Here is an 18866-nt window from a genome sequence, read left to right as displayed (position 1 = left end):
TTTAGCGCGTGAACGAATGACGCCGGAGCGGGCAACCGCTCCGGCGTTTTTGTTTTGGGCGGCGTGTCGCGAAGGCGAGGTGCCGTAGGGTGGGCAAAGCGAAGCGTGCCCACGTCTTCGCGCCCGCGACGGCGCGGTGGTGGGCACGTCGCTTACGCTCCTTTGCCCACCCTACGAGACCGTCATTTGTGGAGCGCCTATCCCCCCATCGCCCCCTGCGTGTTCACATACAGCGCGTAGATCGACTGGCTCGCTGCCATGAACAGGCGGTTGCGCTTGACGCCGCCGAAGCAGACGTTCGCGCAGCGCTCGGGCAGGGCAATGCGGCCGATCATGACGCCGTCGGGCGCGAACACCACGACGCCGTCGAGCTCGGGATCTCCCATGCCCCAGCCGCACCAGAGATTGCCGTCGATGTCGCAGCGCATGCCGTCCGGCGTGCCAGGACCTGCATCGATGTGGACGCGCTTGTTGGAAATCTCGGTGCCGTCAGCCGAGACGTCATAGGCGAGGATTTTTCGGTTTGGCACGCCGCGGGATTCCACGACATAGAGGATCTTTTCATCCGGCGAGAAGCACAGCCCGTTCGGCCCGAGCACCCCCTCGGCGACAATGGTCGCCTTGCGCGTCTCGGGATCGAGCCGGTAGACATTCGGCTCGATCTCGGGCTCGGCCTTGTAGCCCTCGTAATTGCCGAGCAGGCCGAAGGTCGGATCGGTGAACCAGATCGAGCCGTCCGATTTAACAACGACATCGTTCGGCGAGTTCAACCGCTTGCCGTTGAATTGATCCATCAGCACGGCGACGCTGCCGTCATACTCAGTGCGCGTCACGCGCCGCCCGCCATGCTCGCAGGTGACGAGCCGGCCCTGCCGGTCGCGCGTGTTGCCGTTGGCGAAGTTCGAGGGCTTGCGGAACACGGAGACCGCGCCGGTCTCCTCCTCCCATTTGACGATGCGCTGGTTCGGGATGTCGCTGCACAAGAGATAGCGCCCGTCGCCGAACCACACGGGACCCTCGGCCCAGCGCAGGCCGGTCGCCAGCCGCTCCACTGCGGACAATTTCAGCCAGTATTTTTCGAAACGGGGATCGAGTGCACGAATGGCCGGGTCGGGGTAATACGTCGCCGGCCGCCAGCCTGGCCGCTCCTGGGTGTGGGACGATGCCTCATTCATGTCGGTTCTCTCGTTTCGTTCCCTCTGGACAATGCTGCTATCATTAGAGACACGTGACCGCAAATCGGTCACCAACGGCGAGGGAAGACATGCCGCGTATTTTGATGACGGGAGCTTCGGGCGGAATCGGCACGAGCCTGCGAAGACTGCTGCCGCCGATCTATTCGGATCTCCTGCTGTCCGACATCAAGCCGCCGGCCGATCTCGGCGCGAACGAGAAGTTCAAGGCAGCGGATCTCGCCGATCTCGCGCAGTGCGAGGCGATCTGCGAGGGCGTCGACGGCATCATTCATTTCGGCGGCTATTCGGTCGAAGGTAACTGGGATCAGATCCTCCAGGCCAACATCATCGGCGGCTATAATCTGTTCGAGGCGGCCTACCGCAAGGGCGTCAAGCGCGTGGTGTTCGCCTCGTCGAACCACGCCGTCGGCTTCTATCCGCGCCACCACAAGATCGGCACCGACGTCACCCCGCGCCCAGACGGTCGCTATGGTGTCAGCAAGGTGTTCGGCGAAGCCGTCGGCGCGCTCTATGCCGACAAGCACGGGCTGAAGGTGACGTGCCTGCGCATCGGCAATTTCGGCGACATGCCGCTCGATCAGCGCCGGCTCTCGATCTGGCTCAAGCCCGACGACCTCGTGCAGCTCTGCCGCATCGGGCTCGAGCATCCCGACATCCATTTCGAAATCTTCTACGGTGCATCCCTCAACGAGCGCGCCTGGTGGGACAACAGCCGCGCCTACGAATTCGGCTACCGCCCCACGGGGCGCGCCGAGGATTTCCGCGAGCACGCGATGGCCGAGCAGGCCAAGCTGAAGCCGGATCCGGTCGGCGATTATTTCCAGGGCGGCACGTTCTGCAGCATGGAGTTCGATGCGGATCCGGACCGGATCATCGACTGGAAGAAGCGCTAGGGAGCGCGCTCGACATCGTGAGAGCGGCCGAGTTCTGCTTGGCCGCTCAAATCGTAGGTTCGCCGGATCAGAACAGGCCCGGGATCAACATCGCCACCTTCTCCCTGTAGTGTCGGTACTGATCTCCGAAAAGAGTGATCAGGTCGCGCTCCTCCAACCAGATGCCGACGAAGATGTAGGCCGTCGTCACCATCGCGAACAGCATGTGCCCGAGCGTCATGGTAGGCGTCGACCAGAACGCGATAATGAAGCCGAGATAGATAGGATGCCGGATCAGGCGGTAGAGGCCCGGCGTCCTGAACTTCATCGGCTCGGCGAGCCGCCCCGCAAAGTGGCTGACGACTTGCGTCAGTCCGAACAATTCGAAATGGCTGATCAGAAACGTGCTGTACAGCACGATGAGCCAGCCGGCGAAGCTGCCGGCGACCGCGGCGTAGGCTGCCATCGGCGTCTCTATCTCCCAAACCGCGGCGGTGATGGGACGCCATTGCCAGAACAGCAGGATCAGGCTCAGGCTTGCCAGCAGCACATAGGTGCTGCGCTCGAGCGCGGGTGAGGCGAAGGCGGCGAACAGCTTCTTGAAGCCCTGGCGAGCCATGCCGCTGTGCTGGACGGCAAACAGGGACATCAGCGCGAGATCAATCAAGAGGGCCTGTGCGGTCGAACCCGCCACGCCGCTGTCGATCGTCTTGGGCATGATGAATTGCGAAATGAAGCCGACGGCGTAGAGAAAGGTCCCGAAGAAGATGAGATAGGCAAGGAGGCCATAGCTGAGCACGAAGCTTCGTGCCAAGAGCGAGCTTGCGGTCTGAGTAGGTCCGTTTTGCATGGTGATGGACATGATGGAGTTTCCAGTTCAGTGGTGAGGGCTTGAACGGCTGTTTCAGCGGGCGGTGTCACCGCCGCCTTCGTCAGGTTGAAAAGGCTGTCGGAACCGTCGCGCCCTTGCGCACTTGCCAGGGCTTTTCTGGACCACTGCGCCGCCGCTCACGCCTTCGGTGCGATGGTCGCCGAACGTCGTTGCAGCCGAAGCCAGAGCAAGCGACATCAGGACGGCCCCGAACGTCCCGATCGCCACCGCGACGATTCTGGATTTGAAATTCTTGAAACAGGAGATCTTGGCTTCGGAAGCGTCGGATTGGATGAAAGAACTCATGACAATTTCCTCGAATTGAAGCTGTTGCTGGAAATGCAAATCCTCTCATGATGAAGCGTGTCTCGAACCGTGCCATCACCGCTGGCCGTGGTGCCGCCGCAACCCTTCGCGAACTGCATTGCGGCCTTCTCGCGGTTCGCCAGCATGCTGGCGACGGACTGGTTGATGAGCCGGCGAAGCCGCAACAGGATGCCGGCGAGATATCGCTGCGAGGGGCTCGGTGCGGGCGGCGCCTGAGACTGAACGGACATTTTCTTATCCTTTCATGGAATCCCGAGTCGATGACGGCGCCCGCGCTGATTTGCTATTCGGCGGCGACCGTCTGCGGTGTGGGATCGCCGCGGACGACCACTGTCGTGGCGACCTTGTAGAACTCCTCGCCCGGCATGCCGACGCGCCGTGCATGCTCGCGGATCGACTCCCCATCGCGCGCTTCATAGATGCAGAAGGTACCGATGCGGCCGTCGGCCTCATGGACCACATAGCTGCGGATCCAACGGACGCGGTCGGACATCTGCTCGTTGCCGATCCGAGCGGACTTCGCGCCGGCGGCTTCCAGTTCGCTCAAATTTGCCCAGGCGCTCGGGCGGCGGATGACATAGAGTTCCATCAGACATCTCCTCGGGGGTTGTTGCCGGCGGTCGGAAGCGACCCGGGCCGTGAGGAGCTATAGGGGCGACCGGTGCTGACCGTCCTTACCGCGGGCTGATCATTGCCTGATCCTTGTCTGAACCTTTTCCGCATTGCCTGGACTTAACGATATGACCCTCAGGTTTGGACCCTTCGAGCTCGATGAAGAGGGCCGTGCGCTCATCCACGCGCAGCGGGAAGTCGCGTTGCAACCACGTGTGTTCGATCTGCTGGTCTACCTGACGCGCAACCGGGATCGGGTCGTCACCAAGGAAGAACTGCTCGATACCCTCTGGCCTGATGTAACCGTCACCGACAATTCGTTGCAGCGGGCGGTGAGCATGCTGCGTGGCGTGCTGCGCAAGGGTGGCATGGATAGTGCCATCCGGAACATGCCGGGCAGGGGATATCGTTTCTGCATCGACGGCGTATCGGAGATGCAGCTCGCCGCTCCCCAGACGACGGGCGGGCAAGTTCCGGACGTGCGGGCGCAAGCTCAGCGCGCCGCTGACGTGCAAGCCTGGGACGAAGCCGCAGCGTTGTTCGAGGCGGCCGATACCGTCGGACCGCTCGATGGCGCCGACTTGCACCGATGGGCGCTGGCCTTGCAGTGCACCAGCAAGGCCGATGCGGCCCTGCCTCTTTTGGCTCGTGCGGTTGCTGCCCATACCAAGGCGAGCAACGTGCCGCTGGCCGTCATCGATGCCGTCACACTCGCCGGCTTGCACTTCGAGCGCGGCCAGGCGGCGATTGCCAAGGGCTGGCTGGCACAGGCGGAGGACTGGGCCTCCGAAGTCGAGGATCCCGCCACGACTGCGCTCATTCTCTGGATGAAGTCGAAGGTCGCCGCGTTCGACGGCGAGCCTGAACAGGCGCTTTCGCTTGCCGATATCGCGTACAGCATGGTCCGGCACAAGAACGCTGTTGGCATCGAGGCGCTGAGTCTTGCTTATCGCGGGTTCTACCGGCTGTGTCTGGGCGATACACGCGCTGGCCTAGCGGATCAGGACCTCGCCGCTGCGATGGCGCTCTCCAGCGGCGATATCGATCCGATCGTCGGAGGCATCCTCTACTGCAACATTCTGTGGGCGGCGCGGATGTTCGGAGATTGGGCCAGGGCCGACCAGTGGACGCTGGGTTATCAGAAATATTGCACCGAGAGCGGGATGGAATTGTCCGGCTCCTGCCAGCTTCATCGGTCAGAAGTTCTCGGTGTCAGGGGCTCGCTCGGCGAAGCTTTGCTCCGAATTCAGGACTCGTTGGCACGGCTTACCGGTGACGCGCCTTGGGCGATCGGCGATGCCAATCGCGTGCTTGGCGACGTTTACGCAGCGATCGGCAATGAAGACGACGCGCTCGAAGCCTATGAAAAGGCCTACGCGCTCGGCTGGTGCCCGGAACCCGGTCGCGCCATGCTGTTGCTGGAGCGAGGCGAAGCGGAGGCGGCTTACGCCAGCCTCGAGCGCAGTCTGATCGGAAAGTCCTGGTGGACCCTGCAGCGGCGTGGGATCCTGTTCGCACATCTGGCACTCGCGGCCGCGCACACGGGCCGTCGTGAGCAGGCGCTTGAACTGATCGAGGAGCTCTCCGGAAGTCCGGATCGGTGGCCGATGCCGTCGATCCGCGCATTGACGAACGAAGCGCAGTCGGTCCTCGCGCATGCGCGCGACGACTATGAGGCAGCGCTGCGATATCTGCATCTGGCCCGGCAATTGTGGTCGAGCATCGACGGGCGAGTGCAGGCCGTCAGGTTGAGGCTGCGGATCGCGAAGCTGCAATTGGCGCATGATGACGTTCGAGGCGCCTCGGCGGAAATTCATGCGGCGCAGCTCGTGGCTGGCGAACTGGGCTCGCGGAAGTTCGAGGCTGAGTGTGCGGCTTTGCGACGCGAGGCCGATATGCGTGCGACGGGACGCGCTGCCTAGCGATCGTCCGCGATACCTACCCTGTCTTGTCAAGCGGCACGTGATTTTTCGTTCGGGTCAGCCGGTGCCGCCAAATGCTTTGGTTTCTCGCCCCTTGATGTGGATCAACGGTGCTCCAGCGTTTCGGCTTTCGATCTGTGCGATCGGAATTCAGCAACGGTTGCGTTGATGACGCCGCAAAAGCGGCAGCGAAAGCCACGACAATGAAAATCAAATTGTCAGTCGCGATATTCGCGATGATCGTTTCCGGACCGGCGCTAGCCGCACCCCTCACCGAGGCCGAGGCGGCATTCCTCGACCAGCTCGTCACGGCATCAGTGGTGCTCGAACAGCGATGCGACGGTTACGAGGTCGATGGCAGCGGCAGCGTTCAGCTCGGCGCCCGGCTGCTCGGCAGTCCCGACGTCGCGATGGCCATGATCGACGCCTATGCTGCGGCCATCAAGGCCCGCGACGGCGAGAGCTACGATCCCGGTAAATTCCGTCCCGAGGTGTCCGACGCGGCCCGCAAAACGTTCAGACGGGTCCGAACGGACCTGATCCAAAACCCGAAAAGGGCCTGCGCCGATTATGGCGAGACCAGCGTGGAGCGTGGCCTGCTGAGGCGGTACTGACATCGTTAGTGACGTGATCGCATGACCTGTCGTACGTCATTTGGCAACGCGCGCTTCCTGTTTCTTGGTCACGTGCCAGAGCACCACATGGTAATGCGGCACATCCACGCCGGGGTGACCTGGGTTGAAGTAGAAGCTGACGTGGTCAACTGGTCCTGCTGACCCCGCCCCCTCCAACGTTTTGTGATCGTCGATGTCCTTGTTCGGGACCATGTAGACGGTCGCGACCAGACGGTCCCTGCGATCGAAGGTCAGGAACGGCCCCAGCGGCAAGGTGTCGGGCTTGACGAATATGGTGCCGAGGCCCGGAAAGAACTTCGGAAAGTTCACGAGATCGCTGACCCGCTGGTATCCATTTTTTTCCGCGACCTCCCGCTGGTTTGGCGGGGGACGAACGACTTTGTGCTTTCTATGTGCCTTCTTTCGGTGAGGGGCTGTCCTGGTTCTTTCGACCTCGTCGGCCGGTGGTGCTGTGCCCGGGAGCAGCTGCGGCGCTTGTGGCCAGAAGGGAGCAAATTGGGCGGCGGGGCGCCTCACATCGGCGATCAAGGCGAGCAACGCAACAAGGGCTGCGCCCACCACGGTTTTGCGCATCGATACCTCCCGAGGTTTGTTTGCCCAAGTCTGCTCACTTGGCCGGATTGCGTTCTCTCCAGCGCAGGAAATCCCGAAACAGTTCTTCGCGATCAGGTAGATCGGCAGTTGGCTTTCCCTCGATGAACCGGCCGAACGCCTTGCGAAGCGCGGCTTCCCCTCCCGATTGCTGCTGGAGCCAGCGCTCTGCCGGTCGGAATCGTCGCCATCCGGGGAGTTGTGCGGCCAGGTTTACTTCGCGCCACTTAGGATGATGGGCGTCGCCGAGAAATTCGGGAAAGCGCGTGAACAATGTCTGGACGAAGAACTCGAGCAACCGAAATCGCTCGTTGCCGCTCGGCCAGTTGTAGGCGAAGAGGGCGGATTTGATCGCGATCGTGTCAACGCTCGCTTCGGCGGCGATCAGATTCGGGTAATCCTTGTGGCGGAACGTCGATGGCAGATAATCTTGTTGCAGCAGCTCGTTGAAGTAGGGGATCGGCAGGAGGTGAATACCATCGAGTTGCGAGACCTGCGTCAGGAAGCTGAGCGGTTTTCCTGAGACCAGCAGAGCGGCAGAGAGATCTCCCGTCCTCAGACCATCCAGCGCGGCCTCCGGTCCCAGGTTCGACTCCATGATCTTGACGCCCAGACGGTTCAACACTTCGCGGCCGAGAATGGCGCCGGCGCTGCCGTCGTCCCCGAGATTGACCCTCTTTCCCGAAAGGTCCGTCAGGCTTCCGATTTCCGCCCGTGCGAGAAGATGGAACTCTTCGATATAGAGCGGGGCAATGTAGGTCAGCCTGTCAGAAATATCCCCGAAGGTCCTTGTCTCCCGGAGCCGGTCGACGAGGACGACGGGCGAAATCGCCACGTCGGCACCTGCGAGGGTGAGCACATCAAGGACGTTGCGGACACCGCCGTCTCCCACGATGGGCAGGACCCGCAATGCGACTTGGCCATGAGGACCGGTCTCCTGACCGCCGGCGAGCGTGGTCGCAATGTCCTGAGCGATCGCGAATTCAGTGCATTGCGGCGAACCGGTTACAAATCCCACCGTAAACGGGTCCGCAGGTCGTCCCGTTTCCTTCTTCGGGGTGCCTTCCTTTCTCGGAGACACCTTCGTGGATTCGCTCGGAGAAGCCGACGGCCGCTTTTGCGCGAAAGAATCCTGGACCTGTCCGCCGAGCCAGGCCGCCGCAATCAATGCGATGAACAAACCGGTCCGCATCGCTCCGCAGACCCTCATTATTCAACCTGCTCGGTCAGTCCTCCCTTGGGCGCGACATGCTGCGAGAAACTGCCACCCGCGGCCTCCGAACCAAGACCGAGCCTTATGCTTGGCCTTCCAACGCGCCCGGGGCAGCGCCGTTCCGTGATGGATGCCTGCAGCAGAAGTTTGCCGATTAGCGCCTGGCCTCGTCCGCAATCCTCGCCAGATAATCCCTCTTGCTGAACTGCATATGATCGACACACAGCTGCGCCAGCGCCCAGCTGTCGCGTCCCCTGAGTAGCTCGATCATCATCTCATGCTGCCGCCGCGATTGCGCGAGGCCGTCGCGGTCGGCGAGGTTCTTGGCGCGCATCGGCAGCGTCAGGTTCATGTAGTCCTGGAGCGAGCCCACCAGATAGGGATTGCCGCAGGCCGAGAACAGCGCGAGGTGGAAAGCGTCGTTGGCTTCGTGGATGCCGCGCAGATCCTGCGCATCGGCTCTCGCGCAATATTGCCGTTGCAGCTCGGAGAGCTCGTCGATCAGCGATCGCGGCGCGGGCAGCGGGATCATCAGCGCGGCCTGCCGCGTCAGCATCTCCCGGACCTCGTAGATCTGCCGGACTTCCTCGGCCGAGTAGAACCGCACGGTGGCGCCGACGTTCTTCTCGCGGCGGACGATGCCGCGGCGCTCGGCATCCACCAAGGCTTGGCGCACGAAGTGGCGCGAGGTGCCGTAGCGCGACATCAGCGCGTCCTCGGTGAGGCGCGCGCCGGGCGGCAGGCGGCCGAAGATGATGTCCTCCTCCAACCGCGCGACGACGTCGTCCGGATCGTCTTGCCGGACCGGCATGCTGTCTGCGGTGCGAATGTCGGACATGCCCTCGGCCTCCCGGCGTCTGGCCGGCTCGCCCTGTGGAGCAGGGAAGGGACAGATTGTCAATAATTCGTGCCGAAGATGGCGCCTTTAGGCGGAAAATGCGACAATATGGACCGAGCTTATTGACAATCGAGGTGCGGACTGTACCACAATGGCAACTGAAGGAGTGGCATGATGACGAGTGGGTTGCGCAAGGGTCTGACGAGCTATGGCGATGCCGGCTTCTCGCTGTTCCTGCGCAAGGCATTCATCAAGGCCATGGGCTATTCCGACGACGCGCTGGAGCGTCCGATCGTCGGGATCACCAATACCTATAGCGACTACAATCCCTGCCACGGCAACGTTCCGCAGATCATCGAAGCCGCCAAGCGCGGCGTGATGCTGTCGGGCGCGATGCCGTTCGTGTTCCCGACCATCTCGATCGCCGAGAGCTTTGCCCATCCGACCTCGATGTATCTGCGCAATCTGATGGCGATGGACACCGAGGAGATGATCCGCGCCCAGCCGATGGATTCGGTGATCGTGATCGGCGGCTGCGACAAGACCCTTCCCGCGCAGGTGATGGCCGCAATCAGCGCGGACCTGCCGACCGTCGTTATTCCGGTGGGGCCGATGGTGGTCGGCCATCACAAGGGCGAGGTGCTGGGCGCCTGCACCGATTGCCGCCGTCTATGGGGCAAGTATCGCGCCGGCGAAATCGACGATGTCGAAATCGAAGCAGTGAACGGCCGTCTCGCGCCGTCGGTCGGCACCTGCATGGTGATGGGTACGGCCTCGACCATGGCCTGTATGATCGAAGCCATGGGCCTGTCGCTGCCGATGAGCGCGACGATCCCGGCGCCGCATGCCGAACGATTCCGCCTTGCCGAGGCGAGCGGCAAGGTCGCCGCCGAGATGGCCAAGACCAAGGGGCCGAAGCCGAGCGACCTTTTGACACCCGCATCTTTCAAGAACGCGCAGGTCGTGCTCCAGGCGATCGGTGGCTCCACCAACGGCCTGATCCATCTCACCGCGATGGCGCATCGCTCGCCGCATCGGCTCGATCTCGAAGTGTTCGACCAGATCGGCCGGGAGGTGCCGGTGCTGGTCGACCTCAAGCCGTCGGGCGAACACTACATGGAGCACTTCCACCACGCCGGCGGCGTGCCGAAGCTGCTCGCGCAGCTCGGCGACCTCGTCGATCTCGACGCCAAGACCATCTCGGGCCAGACGCTGCGCAATGTCGTCGCCAATGCCGAGGACGTGCCCGGTCAGGACGCCATTCGCTCGCGTGACAATCCGATTAAGAAAGAGGGCGGCCTTGCCGTGTTGCACGGCAATCTTGCGCCCCGCGGCGCGGTCATCAAGCAATCCGCGGCAAGTCCGAAGCTGTTGAAGCATACCGGGCGGGCCGTCGTGTTCGAATCCGTCGAGGACATGACCTTGCGGGTCGATGATCCCGATCTCGACGTCACCGCCGACGACGTGCTGGTGCTGCGCAATGCCGGCCCGAAAGGCGCGCCGGGCATGCCGGAGGCCGGCTATCTGCCGATCCCGAAGAAGCTCGCGCGCGGCGGCACCAAGGACATGGTGCGCATTTCGGATGCGCGCATGAGCGGCACCGCGTTCGGCACCATCGTTCTGCACATCACCCCGGAATCCGCCGTCGGCGGGCCGCTGGCGCTGGTGAAGAACGGCGACAAGATCAGCCTGGATGTAGCCAAGCGCAGCATCGAGCTCTTGGTCGATGCGGCCGAGCTGGAGCGCCGGCGCGCTGCCTTGAAGCCGGCGGCTGCGCCCGATGAGGCGCGGCGCGGCTATGCCTGGCTGTTCAACGAAACCATCATGCAGGCCGACGAGGGCTGCGACTTCGACTTCATGCAGAGGACTGGGAAGACCGAGACAAGCTGACGAACGACGAGCGCTCAGACCGCACAAGCGGCGGGCGATAACATAGGGGGAAACGATGATTGCACGATCCATGCCAGGATTCTTACATGGGTTGGCGGCTGCGGCCGCCGTGCTATTCGTGACCGGGGCGAGGGCGCAGGAGGTGAAGCATTATCGCTTCGCCTATGACCAGCCGCGCAACACCGGCTATTCCATCGCGGGCGACATCTTTGCCGAAAAGCTCAAGGAGTTGAGCAAAGGCACCATGATCATCGACCAGTATCCGGGCGCGCAGCTCGGGCAGGAGCCGCAGGTGCTCCAGCTCGTGAAAGCCGGAGACGTCGAATTCTCGATCATCTCCTCCGCCAACACCGCGACGATCTCGCCGCAGGCCGGCGTGATGTCGCTGCACTATCTGTTCCGTGACGAGAAGCACGTGGTCAAGGGGCTGGCCGATCCCCGCGTGTTTGAAGCGCTGAAAACCATGATCGACGAAACCACGCAGGGCCTGCACGTGATCGCGACCGGATCGCAGGGCGTGCGCCACATGTACGCCAGGAAGGAGATCCACAACGTCGGCGACATCAAGGGCGCAAAGGTCCGCGTGCAGGCGACCGCGACCGAGGACACCATGTTCCCGGCCTATGGCGCCCAGACCGTGCACATGCCGTTCGGCAGCGTTTACACCAGTTTGCAGACCGGGGTCGTCGACGTCGCCGAGAACAGCATCAACGTCTACCTCGTCAACAAGCATTACGAGGTGGCGCCGGTCCTCAACATCACCGAGCACGAGGCCAACAACGCGCTGGTGTTCATCTCCGACAAGCTCTGGCAGAGCCTGTCGGCCGAGCAGAAGGGCTGGGTACAGACGGCGGCCAACGAGATCAGCACCAAGGAGCCGGCGAAGGCGTTTGAGCTGGAGCGCACCGCCGCCGAAAAGCTGAAGAAGATGGGCGTGAAGGTCGTCGATAACGTCGACAAGAACAGCTTTGTTGCGGTCGCCGATCCCTATCTCGACAAGCTCGCCAAGGAACTCGGGCCGCACGCCGAGAAGATCAAGGACTTGATCCGGTCAATCAATTAGGTCGCTTGCGGCCATCCTTCGAGACGCCCGCCTTGCGGCGGGCTCTCAGGATGAGGTCTCGTTTCGCGGCGAGATTTTAGACCCTCATGGTGAGGAGCCCGTGAAGCGGGCGTCTCGAACCATGCAGGCCGAGCGTGATCGGCAGCTTTCCAGCTGTCACATCCGATAGCTTTGGAACGGGGACTAATGGCCATCGCCGACAAACTGCTTGTGCATCGCCAACGCCACCTGAAATGGCGCTGGCTCGACTGGCTTGAGCTGGCGCTGATGATCCTCTGCGGCGTGCTCTGCTTCGGCTTCTCGCTGTCGGTCACCGCGGACATCGTCACCCGGACCATTGGTCATCCCTGGCTGTGGCTGCAGGAGGTCACCTCGACGCTGTTCATCTACGCGATCTTCATCGGCACGGCCGCTGCGACGCGCCGCAACGACCACCTCTATCTCACCGCGATCTCCGAGGCCTTGCACGGCACCGCGCGGCTGATCGTCGAGATGATCATCCGCCTCGTCGTGCTCGGTGTCGCCTTCTGCCTGATCTGGTATGGCTACCAGAATTATCTGCGCGGCTTCGGCAGCTTTCGCCTGCCGTCAGGTACGCCGATCGCCTCGCTCTATGCGATTATCCCGCTGTCGGGCGTGCTGATCGGCCTGTTCACCATCGAGCAGCTGGTCAACGGCCTGCGCAACGGCTTCGACCATCCCGAGCCGCCCGAGGAGGATGGAACGCCCATCGTCACCGACGCGCAGGCGAGGGCGCAGCTATGAGCGCACCTGTTGTTCTGGCGTTGATGACGATCTGCTTCCTGTCGTTCGGCTATCTCGGCGTGCCCGTGCCGTTCTCGCTGATGGCCGGCGTTTTCATCGGCGCGATCCTCTCCGACGTTTCGCTCGCGGCCATCATCCAGAAGATCTTTGACGGCGTCGATTCCGAGGCGCTGCTGGCGATCCCGTTCTTTCTGCTGGTCGGCGAGCTCATGAGCTCGGCGAATGTGGTGGTGCGGATCGCGAACCTCTCGGTGTCGCTGGTCGGGCATATCAGGGGCGGGCTGTCGCAGGTCGTCGTCGTCTTCAGCATGTTCTTCTCGGAAATGTCGGGCTCGACCACCGCCGACGTCGCCGTGATGAGCCGCGCGCTTGGCGGGCCGATGAAGCGAGAGGGTTACGAGCCGGCCTTCATCGCCGCCATCATTGCCTCGGCCTCCACAATCGCCGCGCTGGTGCCGCCGAGCATCACCGCCGTGGTCTATGGCGCGGTCGGCAACGTCTCGATCGCGGGCCTGTTCATGGCGGGCGTGGTGCCCGGCCTGATGATCGGCTTCGGTCTGATGCTTTATTGCTACTTCTTCGGCCCCTCCGGCCTGCGCAAGCCGCGCGCGCCGCTTCGGCAGGTGGTGTTCGCTGCCGGCGATGCGGCGCTGCCGCTGATGATCCCGGTGATCCTGCTCGGTGGCATCCTGACCGGCTGGTTCACACCGACGGAAGCCGGCGTGGTCGCCGTGGTCTGGATCGTGCTGGTCGTGATCCCCGCGCTCAATCGCGGGCACATCAAGAGTATCCCTTACGATTTTTGCATTGCCGGACTGATCTTCTCGCTGCCGCTGGTCACCATCGGCGCGGCCAATGCCTTCGGCTGGATGCTCGCTTATCTGCGTGGGGCGAGCTACATCGCCGAAATCATCACCTCGATGGCAGGTAACGATCCGCATCTGATCATGCTGCTGATGGTGCTGCTCTTCACCGTGGTCGGCGATTTCATCGAACCGGTGCCGACCATCATCATCTTCATGCCGCTGGTCAACACACTGACGGAGGCGGGTGACATCAATAGCGTCCATATGGGCGTGGTGCTGATCGCCACGCTGGCCTTCGGCCTGATCACGCCGCCTTACGGGCTGGTGCTGCTGATGGCCTCGAAATTCGTCGGCATAAGTTTCGCGAAAGCGCTACGCGCTGCGTTGCCGATCTATCTGGTGTTCCTGGGGACGATCGCATTCGCGATCTACTTCCCGAGCGTGGTGCTGTGGCTGCCGCAGAAAGTGCTGCCGGAATCGGTCGGCTGCTTCAAGTCGCCGGCGGGGACGGGCTATATCTGTCCGAAGTAACGACTTGCTCGACGCGCCATTGCGCCTGCTCGCGCACGTAACGGAACGGCGTGCCATGGCTATTCTTGAAGTAGCTGCCGCACAGCGCGTTGGCCATCCCCTGCATCACCGCGTCATGGCAGACGAACAGGAGATCGTCGCCGGGATGACGGTCGAGCCACGCCGAGACGCAAGCCAGCGACCGTTTCGTCATGGCGTCCCAGCTCTCGCCGTCGGCTGGCAGGATCGAGACGAGGCCCGTCGCCGACTTGACCCCGTGCTTGATCATGAGGTCGCGAACGGGCAGGCCTTCAAAGCTCCCGAAGTCGAACTCGATGATGCCGTCGTCAATCGCCAGCGGCACCGAGATCGCGGCCGCGATGATCTCGGCCGTTCGCGCCGCGCGGGCCAAGGGACTTGCGACGATGCGGCTGATGCCTGCGCCGCGCAGCATGTCCACCGCCTCGTGCGCCTGCCTGAGGCCGTCCTCGTTCAGCGGATTGTCGGTCCGCCCCTGGAATCGTCCCTCGCGATTCCAGTCGGTCGCGCCGTGGCGAAGGCCGTAGAACGTACGCGCTGGTGTCGTCACTTCGACTTGCTCGTGAATTTCTTCACGGCGCTGCGAAATTCCTCCGTGTTCATCGCCAAGATGATCTTGTGCTCCTCGGCATCGAGCTGCTGCTTCACCGGCGTGGTGGCGGCCTGATAGACCAGCGATTTGGTGCCTGATATCGCCGCCGGCGGGTTCTGCGCCAGACGCTCCGCGAGTTTTCGTGTGGCCGCTTTCAGTTCGGCGGCCGGAACCGTCTTGGCGACGAGGCCCCATTCATAGGCCTGCTGCGCGGTAAAATTGTCCTCGGCGAGAAAGATCTGCAGCGCCCGGCGGGAGCCGACCGTGCCGACGATGCCGACCGTCGAGCCGCCGTCCGGCGACACCCCGATCTTGGCATAAGCCGGCGTGAATTTGGCGTCGTCCGCGGCGATGCAGAGATCGGTGACGAAGGCGAGGCCCATGCCGGCACCGGCGGCCGAGCCGTGAACGCTGGACAACGAGATTTTCGGCATGCGCCGGATGATTTCGATGAAGGCGTGATAGTACTTCAAGAGCTCGCCGACAACAGGCGTCACCGTGCCCGCTTCGGCGGCGGCACCAATCGTCTGCAGATCGCCGCCCGCCGAGAACGCACGGCCTTCGCCTTCGAGCACGACGACCTTGATGTCGTCAGCCGCTTCGATATAGGCCGCAAGCTGCTCTAGCTTCTGCGCGATGGCGAGATTGATGGAGTTGAACGCGGCGGGACGGTTGAGCGTGATGGTCGCGATCGGGCCGTCGATCCGCAGCAGGGCGGGATCATCGGGCTGGGAGATGGGAGCTGGCATCTGAGAGAGTCTCCGGCAGGAGGTGGTTGCTGCAACTAAATCGCAGAAGGGCAGGGGTGACAATCCCCGACCGCCGCCCTTGCGCGGGGCGAAACGATAGGCTCAAATGGGGCTGCCTTTGCCAAGGGACGGACACGAGCGCCGGCTCCTCGTAAGGCCAGCAACCAAAATCAGCGAGAGAGGAGACGGCATGGGTCACGCTCGTGTCTTCCGGAAATGGGCTGTCCAATGAGCGACGGTCCGGTGATCATCGTCGGTGCCGGCCATGGCGGCTATCAGGTCGCGGCATCGCTGCGCCAGGCGGGCTTTTCGCAGCGCATTTGCCTGATCAATGACGAGGCGCATCTGCCCTATCAGCGGCCGCCTTTGTCCAAGGCCTATATCAAGGGCTCGGCCGGGCCCGAGAGCCTGATGTTCCGGCCGGAGAAATTTTATCAGGACCAGAAGATCGAGCTGATCGCGGGCCGTGCAGTGTCGATCGACCGCGCCGGCCACAAGGTGCTGCTCGCCTCGGGCGAGACGCTGGCCTACGGTCATCTCGTGCTGGCGACGGGCGCGCGCAACCGGCTGCTCGACCTGCCCAACGCCAATCTGCCCGACGTGAAGTATTTGCGCATCCTCGACGAGAGCGAGGCGCTGCGTGCGATCATGCCCTCGAAGACACGGGTCGTGGTGATCGGCGCCGGCTTCATCGGCCTGGAATTCGCGGCCACCGCGCGGATCAAGGGCCTCGAGGTCGACGTGCTCGAGCTCGCCCCGCGCGTGATGGCGCGGGCGGTGACGGCGGAGGTGTCGGAGTATTTTCAGGAACGTCATCGCGAGGCCGGTATCCGCGTCCATCTCGGCGTGCAGGCGACCTCGATCGAGGCAGAAGGCGGCAAGGTCACCGGGGTCTCCCTGAGCGACGGTCGGCATCTGCCCGCCGACCTCGTCGTGGTCGGCGTCGGTGTGCTGCCCAACATCGAGCTTGCCGCGGAAGCCGGGCTGCCGGTCGCCGCCGGGATCATTGTCGACGAATATCTTTCGACGGCTGACCCTGACATCTCCGCGATCGGCGATTGCGCACTGTTCGCAAGCCCGCGCTTCGGCGGATCGCTGCGGCTGGAATCGGTGCAGAACGCCACCGACCACGCCCGCTGCCTCGCCGCGCGACTGACCGGCGACCGCAAACCTTACGACAGCCATCCCTGGTTCTGGAGCGACCAGGGCGACGATAAGCTCCAGATCTCCGGCCTCACCACCGGCTACGACCGCGTCGTGCTGCGTGGCAGCGCCGCGAACAAGGCGTTTTCCGCGTTCTGCTACAAGGGTGAGACGCTGCTCGGCATCGAATCGATCAACCGCGCCGGCGATCACATGTTCGGCCGACGGTTGCAGGGCATGAATCGCTCGATCACGCCGGCGCAGGCCGCGGATGAAAGCTTCGATCTGAAGAGCGCGCTGGCGTGATCAACCAGCGCGGAGCACAGCCGCCACTTCCGCGGCCGTCGGCATCGACGGCCCCGCGCCCATGCGCTGCACGCTGATCGAAGCGGCGGCGTTGGCGAAGGCGAGGGCGGCGCGCAAGGGCACACCGTCAGCCAGTTGCGCGGCGAGCGCGCCGACAAAACAATCACCGGCACCGGTGGTATCGACCGCCTTCACGGCACGCCCGGGCACGGCGGCCTCTTCGCGTCCCGCAAGCGCAAGCACGCCGCGCTTGCCGAGCGTGATGCAGATGGTCTGGTCCGCGCGCGCCTGAAGTATTCGCGCGACATCGAAGATTTTCGCGGGCTCGTCGCTGTCGGACAATTCCTCACCGGCGAGGAAGCCGAGCTCGGTCTCGTTCAGCACGAGGATGTCGACGAGCGCGAGCAGTTCACCGGACATCTTTTGCGCTGGCGCCGGGTTCAGCAAGGTTACGGCCCCGGCCTCGCGTGCGCGCCCAAAGAACGCGGCAATCGTCGGCAGCGGGATCTCGAACTGGCTGACGGCGACATCGCCCTTCGCCAGCGGCACTTCCGCGACATCATCCGCGCCGACCTGCGCATTGCTGCCGGGAATGACGACGATGGTGTTATCGGAGGCCGCGACCGTGATGATCGCAGTGCCGGTGTGGGTGTCGGCGTCGCGCACCGAGCCGAGATCGATGCCTTGCGCGCCGAGGAACGTCTTCAGCTCAGCCCCGAACGAATCCTTCCCCAGTCGCCCGATCAGCATGGTCTTCGCGCCGAGCCGTGACGCCGCCACCGCCTGGTTCGCGCCCTTGCCGCCTGGAAAATACAGCACCTCGCGGCCGGCGACGGTCTCGCCGACGCGCGGGTGGCGATCGGCGGTCGCCACCACATCCATGTTGATGCTGCCGGCGACGAAAACGCGCCCCATCTGGATCTAGACCCTGACCTCGAACTCGTGCCTGACCTTGGCGATGTCGACGAGCGTCGGCAAGCCGGCCTCGTTGCCGAGGCGCTGGATCTTGAAGGTCGAGGCGGCCCGGGCAAAATCAAAGTGCTCGCGCCAGCTTTTGCCGGGATGGGCGAGGTAGGAATAGACATAGGCGCCGTGGAAGACGTCGCCGGCGCCGTTGGTATCGATCACGCGCTCGCGCGGAATCGGCATCGCCGGCATCACCTGCACCGTCCCTGTTTCGTCGTACCAGAGCAGGCCCTTCTCGCCCATGGTGATGCCGCCGATCCTGCAGCCGCGGCTCTTGAGATAGTCGAGCATCTTCTCCGGCGTCAGGTCCATCTGTTCGCACAGGCGCTCGGCCACGATGGCGACGTCGATATATTCCAGCAGCTCATGGGTGTTGGTGCGCAGGCCGCCGCCGTCGAGCGAGGTCAGGATGCCGGCCTCGCGGCAGACCTTGGCGTAGTGGATCGCGGCATCGGGCTGATGACCATCCACGTGCAGCGCGCGGCAGCCGCCGAGATTGAGCATCGGAAAGGGATGGATGTGCTCGTCGTCGCGGCAGCGGACGATGGCGCGCTTGCCGTCCTTGGGCATGATGAAGGAGAGCGAGGACTGGTTGACCTTCCGCCCGTGCAGCGAGATCGCGTATTTCGCGCACATGTCCTGGAACATGCGCCCCAGCCAGTCATTGGCCGCGGTGGCGATCAGGTCGGGCACGATGCCGAGCTTGGCGCAGCAGAACGCCGCCGTCACCGCGTTGCCGCCGAAGGAGACCGCGTAGTCCGAGGCCACGTGCTTCTCGTCCCCGGTCGGCATGTGGTCGGTGATGAAGACGACGTCGATATAGGTCTGTCCGATGAAGAGAGCCTGCATTGCTTGTCCGTCATGCGCTTTGTGGTCCAGGCCGGCGCGCTTACTGTAGCACCGGTTCCGCTCAGGGATCGCTGAAATTATTCGCAAATCTGCCGCCCCAAGCGCTTGAGG

At 63.4% G+C, this 18866-nt stretch carries 20 protein-coding genes; 8 read left to right on the top strand and 12 right to left on the bottom strand.

From position 1 onward, the window contains the following. Positions 1–197 precede the first annotated feature (197 nt). Positions 198–1175 (bottom strand): SMP-30/gluconolactonase/LRE family protein, encoded by a 978-nt coding sequence (locus tag GGD66_RS18255; RefSeq protein ID WP_092259656.1) that lies wholly within the window; start codon positions 1173–1175, stop codon positions 198–200. 89 nt (positions 1176–1264) lie between these two features. Between GGD66_RS18255 and GGD66_RS18250 the strand changes: the two genes are divergently transcribed. Further along, entirely contained in the window at positions 1265–2089 is an 825-nt protein-coding gene (locus GGD66_RS18250) for an NAD(P)-dependent oxidoreductase (RefSeq protein ID WP_092259654.1), read from the top strand. Between the two features lie 67 nt (positions 2090–2156). Here the strand turns inward: GGD66_RS18250 and mddA are convergent, their stop codons facing one another. From mddA to GGD66_RS18230, 4 genes are read right to left on the bottom strand one after another with little or no spacing between them, the layout of a single operon-like run. Next, positions 2157–2930 (bottom strand): methanethiol S-methyltransferase, encoded by a 774-nt coding sequence (gene mddA, locus GGD66_RS18245; protein ID WP_246786107.1) that lies wholly within the window; start codon positions 2928–2930, stop codon positions 2157–2159. A gap of 42 nt (positions 2931–2972) precedes the next feature. Further along, positions 2973–3284 (bottom strand): hypothetical protein, encoded by a 312-nt coding sequence (locus GGD66_RS18240; RefSeq protein WP_143109072.1) that lies wholly within the window; start codon positions 3282–3284, stop codon positions 2973–2975. Then, positions 3242–3496 carry a hypothetical protein gene (locus GGD66_RS18235; RefSeq protein ID WP_092259648.1) on the bottom strand — a complete coding sequence of 85 codons (255 nt, stop codon included), beginning with the start codon at positions 3494–3496 and terminating at the stop codon, positions 3242–3244. Before GGD66_RS18235 ends, GGD66_RS18240 begins: the two co-directional genes overlap by 43 nt. 53 nt (positions 3497–3549) lie before the next feature. Continuing rightward, the gene (locus GGD66_RS18230) at positions 3550–3855 is read right to left on the bottom strand and encodes a nickel-binding protein (RefSeq protein ID WP_092259646.1); all 306 of its coding nucleotides are present in this window, start codon (positions 3853–3855) and stop codon (positions 3550–3552) included. A 151-nt stretch (positions 3856–4006) separates the two neighbouring features. Here GGD66_RS18230 and GGD66_RS18225 point away from each other — a divergent pair, with 151 nt between their 5' ends. Together GGD66_RS18225 and GGD66_RS18220 are read left to right on the top strand one after the other, a co-directional pair. Continuing rightward, entirely contained in the window at positions 4007–5800 is a 1794-nt protein-coding gene (locus tag GGD66_RS18225; RefSeq protein WP_183258559.1) for a transcriptional regulator, read from the top strand. A 203-nt stretch (positions 5801–6003) separates the two neighbouring features. Continuing rightward, on the top strand, positions 6004–6414 hold the full coding sequence (locus tag GGD66_RS18220) for a hypothetical protein (RefSeq protein WP_183258676.1): 411 nt from the start codon (positions 6004–6006) through the stop codon (positions 6412–6414). A gap of 36 nt (positions 6415–6450) precedes the next feature. Here the strand turns inward: GGD66_RS18220 and GGD66_RS18215 are convergent, their stop codons facing one another. The 3 genes from GGD66_RS18215 to GGD66_RS18205 form a co-directional block, all read right to left on the bottom strand. Then, entirely contained in the window at positions 6451–7008 is a 558-nt protein-coding gene (locus GGD66_RS18215; protein ID WP_183258558.1) for a hypothetical protein, read from the bottom strand. Between the two features lie 34 nt (positions 7009–7042). After that, positions 7043–8218, bottom strand: a complete 1176-nt coding sequence (locus GGD66_RS18210) for a TAXI family TRAP transporter solute-binding subunit (RefSeq protein WP_183258557.1) — start codon at positions 8216–8218, stop codon at positions 7043–7045. A 175-nt stretch (positions 8219–8393) separates the two neighbouring features. Then, positions 8394–9077, bottom strand: a complete 684-nt coding sequence (locus GGD66_RS18205; protein WP_183258556.1) for a GntR family transcriptional regulator — start codon at positions 9075–9077, stop codon at positions 8394–8396. A 174-nt stretch (positions 9078–9251) separates the two neighbouring features. Here GGD66_RS18205 and GGD66_RS18200 point away from each other — a divergent pair, with 174 nt between their 5' ends. The 4 genes from GGD66_RS18200 to GGD66_RS18185 all read left to right on the top strand — a co-directional run bounded on the left by GGD66_RS18200 (position 9252) and on the right by GGD66_RS18185 (position 14132). Next, positions 9252–10967: an IlvD/Edd family dehydratase gene (locus GGD66_RS18200; RefSeq protein WP_183258555.1), complete on the top strand. Its 1716-nt coding sequence runs from the start codon at positions 9252–9254 to the stop codon at positions 10965–10967. A 55-nt stretch (positions 10968–11022) separates the two neighbouring features. Beyond that, positions 11023–12030 carry a TRAP transporter substrate-binding protein gene (locus GGD66_RS18195; protein WP_183258554.1) on the top strand — a complete coding sequence of 336 codons (1008 nt, stop codon included), beginning with the start codon at positions 11023–11025 and terminating at the stop codon, positions 12028–12030. 186 nt (positions 12031–12216) lie between these two features. Next, positions 12217–12795 (top strand): TRAP transporter small permease, encoded by a 579-nt coding sequence (locus GGD66_RS18190; RefSeq protein ID WP_183258553.1) that lies wholly within the window; start codon positions 12217–12219, stop codon positions 12793–12795. Then, entirely contained in the window at positions 12792–14132 is a 1341-nt protein-coding gene (locus tag GGD66_RS18185; protein ID WP_092259633.1) for a TRAP transporter large permease, read from the top strand. The genes GGD66_RS18190 and GGD66_RS18185 overlap by 4 nt, the downstream gene beginning before the upstream one ends. Here GGD66_RS18185 and GGD66_RS18180 read toward each other — a convergent pair. Together GGD66_RS18180 and GGD66_RS18175 are read right to left on the bottom strand one after the other, a co-directional pair. Then, positions 14092–14700 (bottom strand): histidine phosphatase family protein, encoded by a 609-nt coding sequence (locus GGD66_RS18180; protein WP_183258552.1) that lies wholly within the window; start codon positions 14698–14700, stop codon positions 14092–14094. The two genes, GGD66_RS18185 and GGD66_RS18180, sit on opposite strands and share 41 nt — an antisense overlap. Beyond that, positions 14697–15491, bottom strand: coding sequence for an enoyl-CoA hydratase/isomerase family protein (locus tag GGD66_RS18175; protein ID WP_183258551.1), 795 nt, complete (start codon positions 15489–15491; stop codon positions 14697–14699). The genes GGD66_RS18180 and GGD66_RS18175 overlap by 4 nt, the downstream gene beginning before the upstream one ends. A gap of 228 nt (positions 15492–15719) precedes the next feature. Between GGD66_RS18175 and GGD66_RS18170 the strand changes: the two genes are divergently transcribed. Beyond that, positions 15720–16940: an NAD(P)/FAD-dependent oxidoreductase gene (locus GGD66_RS18170; RefSeq protein ID WP_183258550.1), complete on the top strand. Its 1221-nt coding sequence runs from the start codon at positions 15720–15722 to the stop codon at positions 16938–16940. On the opposite strand, the gene GGD66_RS18165 is transcribed toward GGD66_RS18170, so the two are convergent. Next, a complete protein-coding gene (locus GGD66_RS18165; RefSeq protein WP_183258549.1) occupies positions 16941–17855 on the bottom strand; it encodes a ribokinase in 915 nt (304 codons plus the stop codon). It lies immediately after the preceding gene. Positions 17856–17861: 6 nt separating this feature from the next. Next, positions 17862–18755: a sugar kinase gene (locus GGD66_RS18160; RefSeq protein WP_183258548.1), complete on the bottom strand. Its 894-nt coding sequence runs from the start codon at positions 18753–18755 to the stop codon at positions 17862–17864. Positions 18756–18866: the final 111 nt, after the last annotated feature.

This window comes from Bradyrhizobium sp. CIR48 (genome assembly GCF_014198315.1).
Classification (GTDB): domain Bacteria; phylum Pseudomonadota; class Alphaproteobacteria; order Rhizobiales; family Xanthobacteraceae; genus Bradyrhizobium.
The sequence above is the reverse complement of the archived record's forward strand: the minus strand, read 5'-3'. Positions and strand labels throughout refer to the sequence as shown.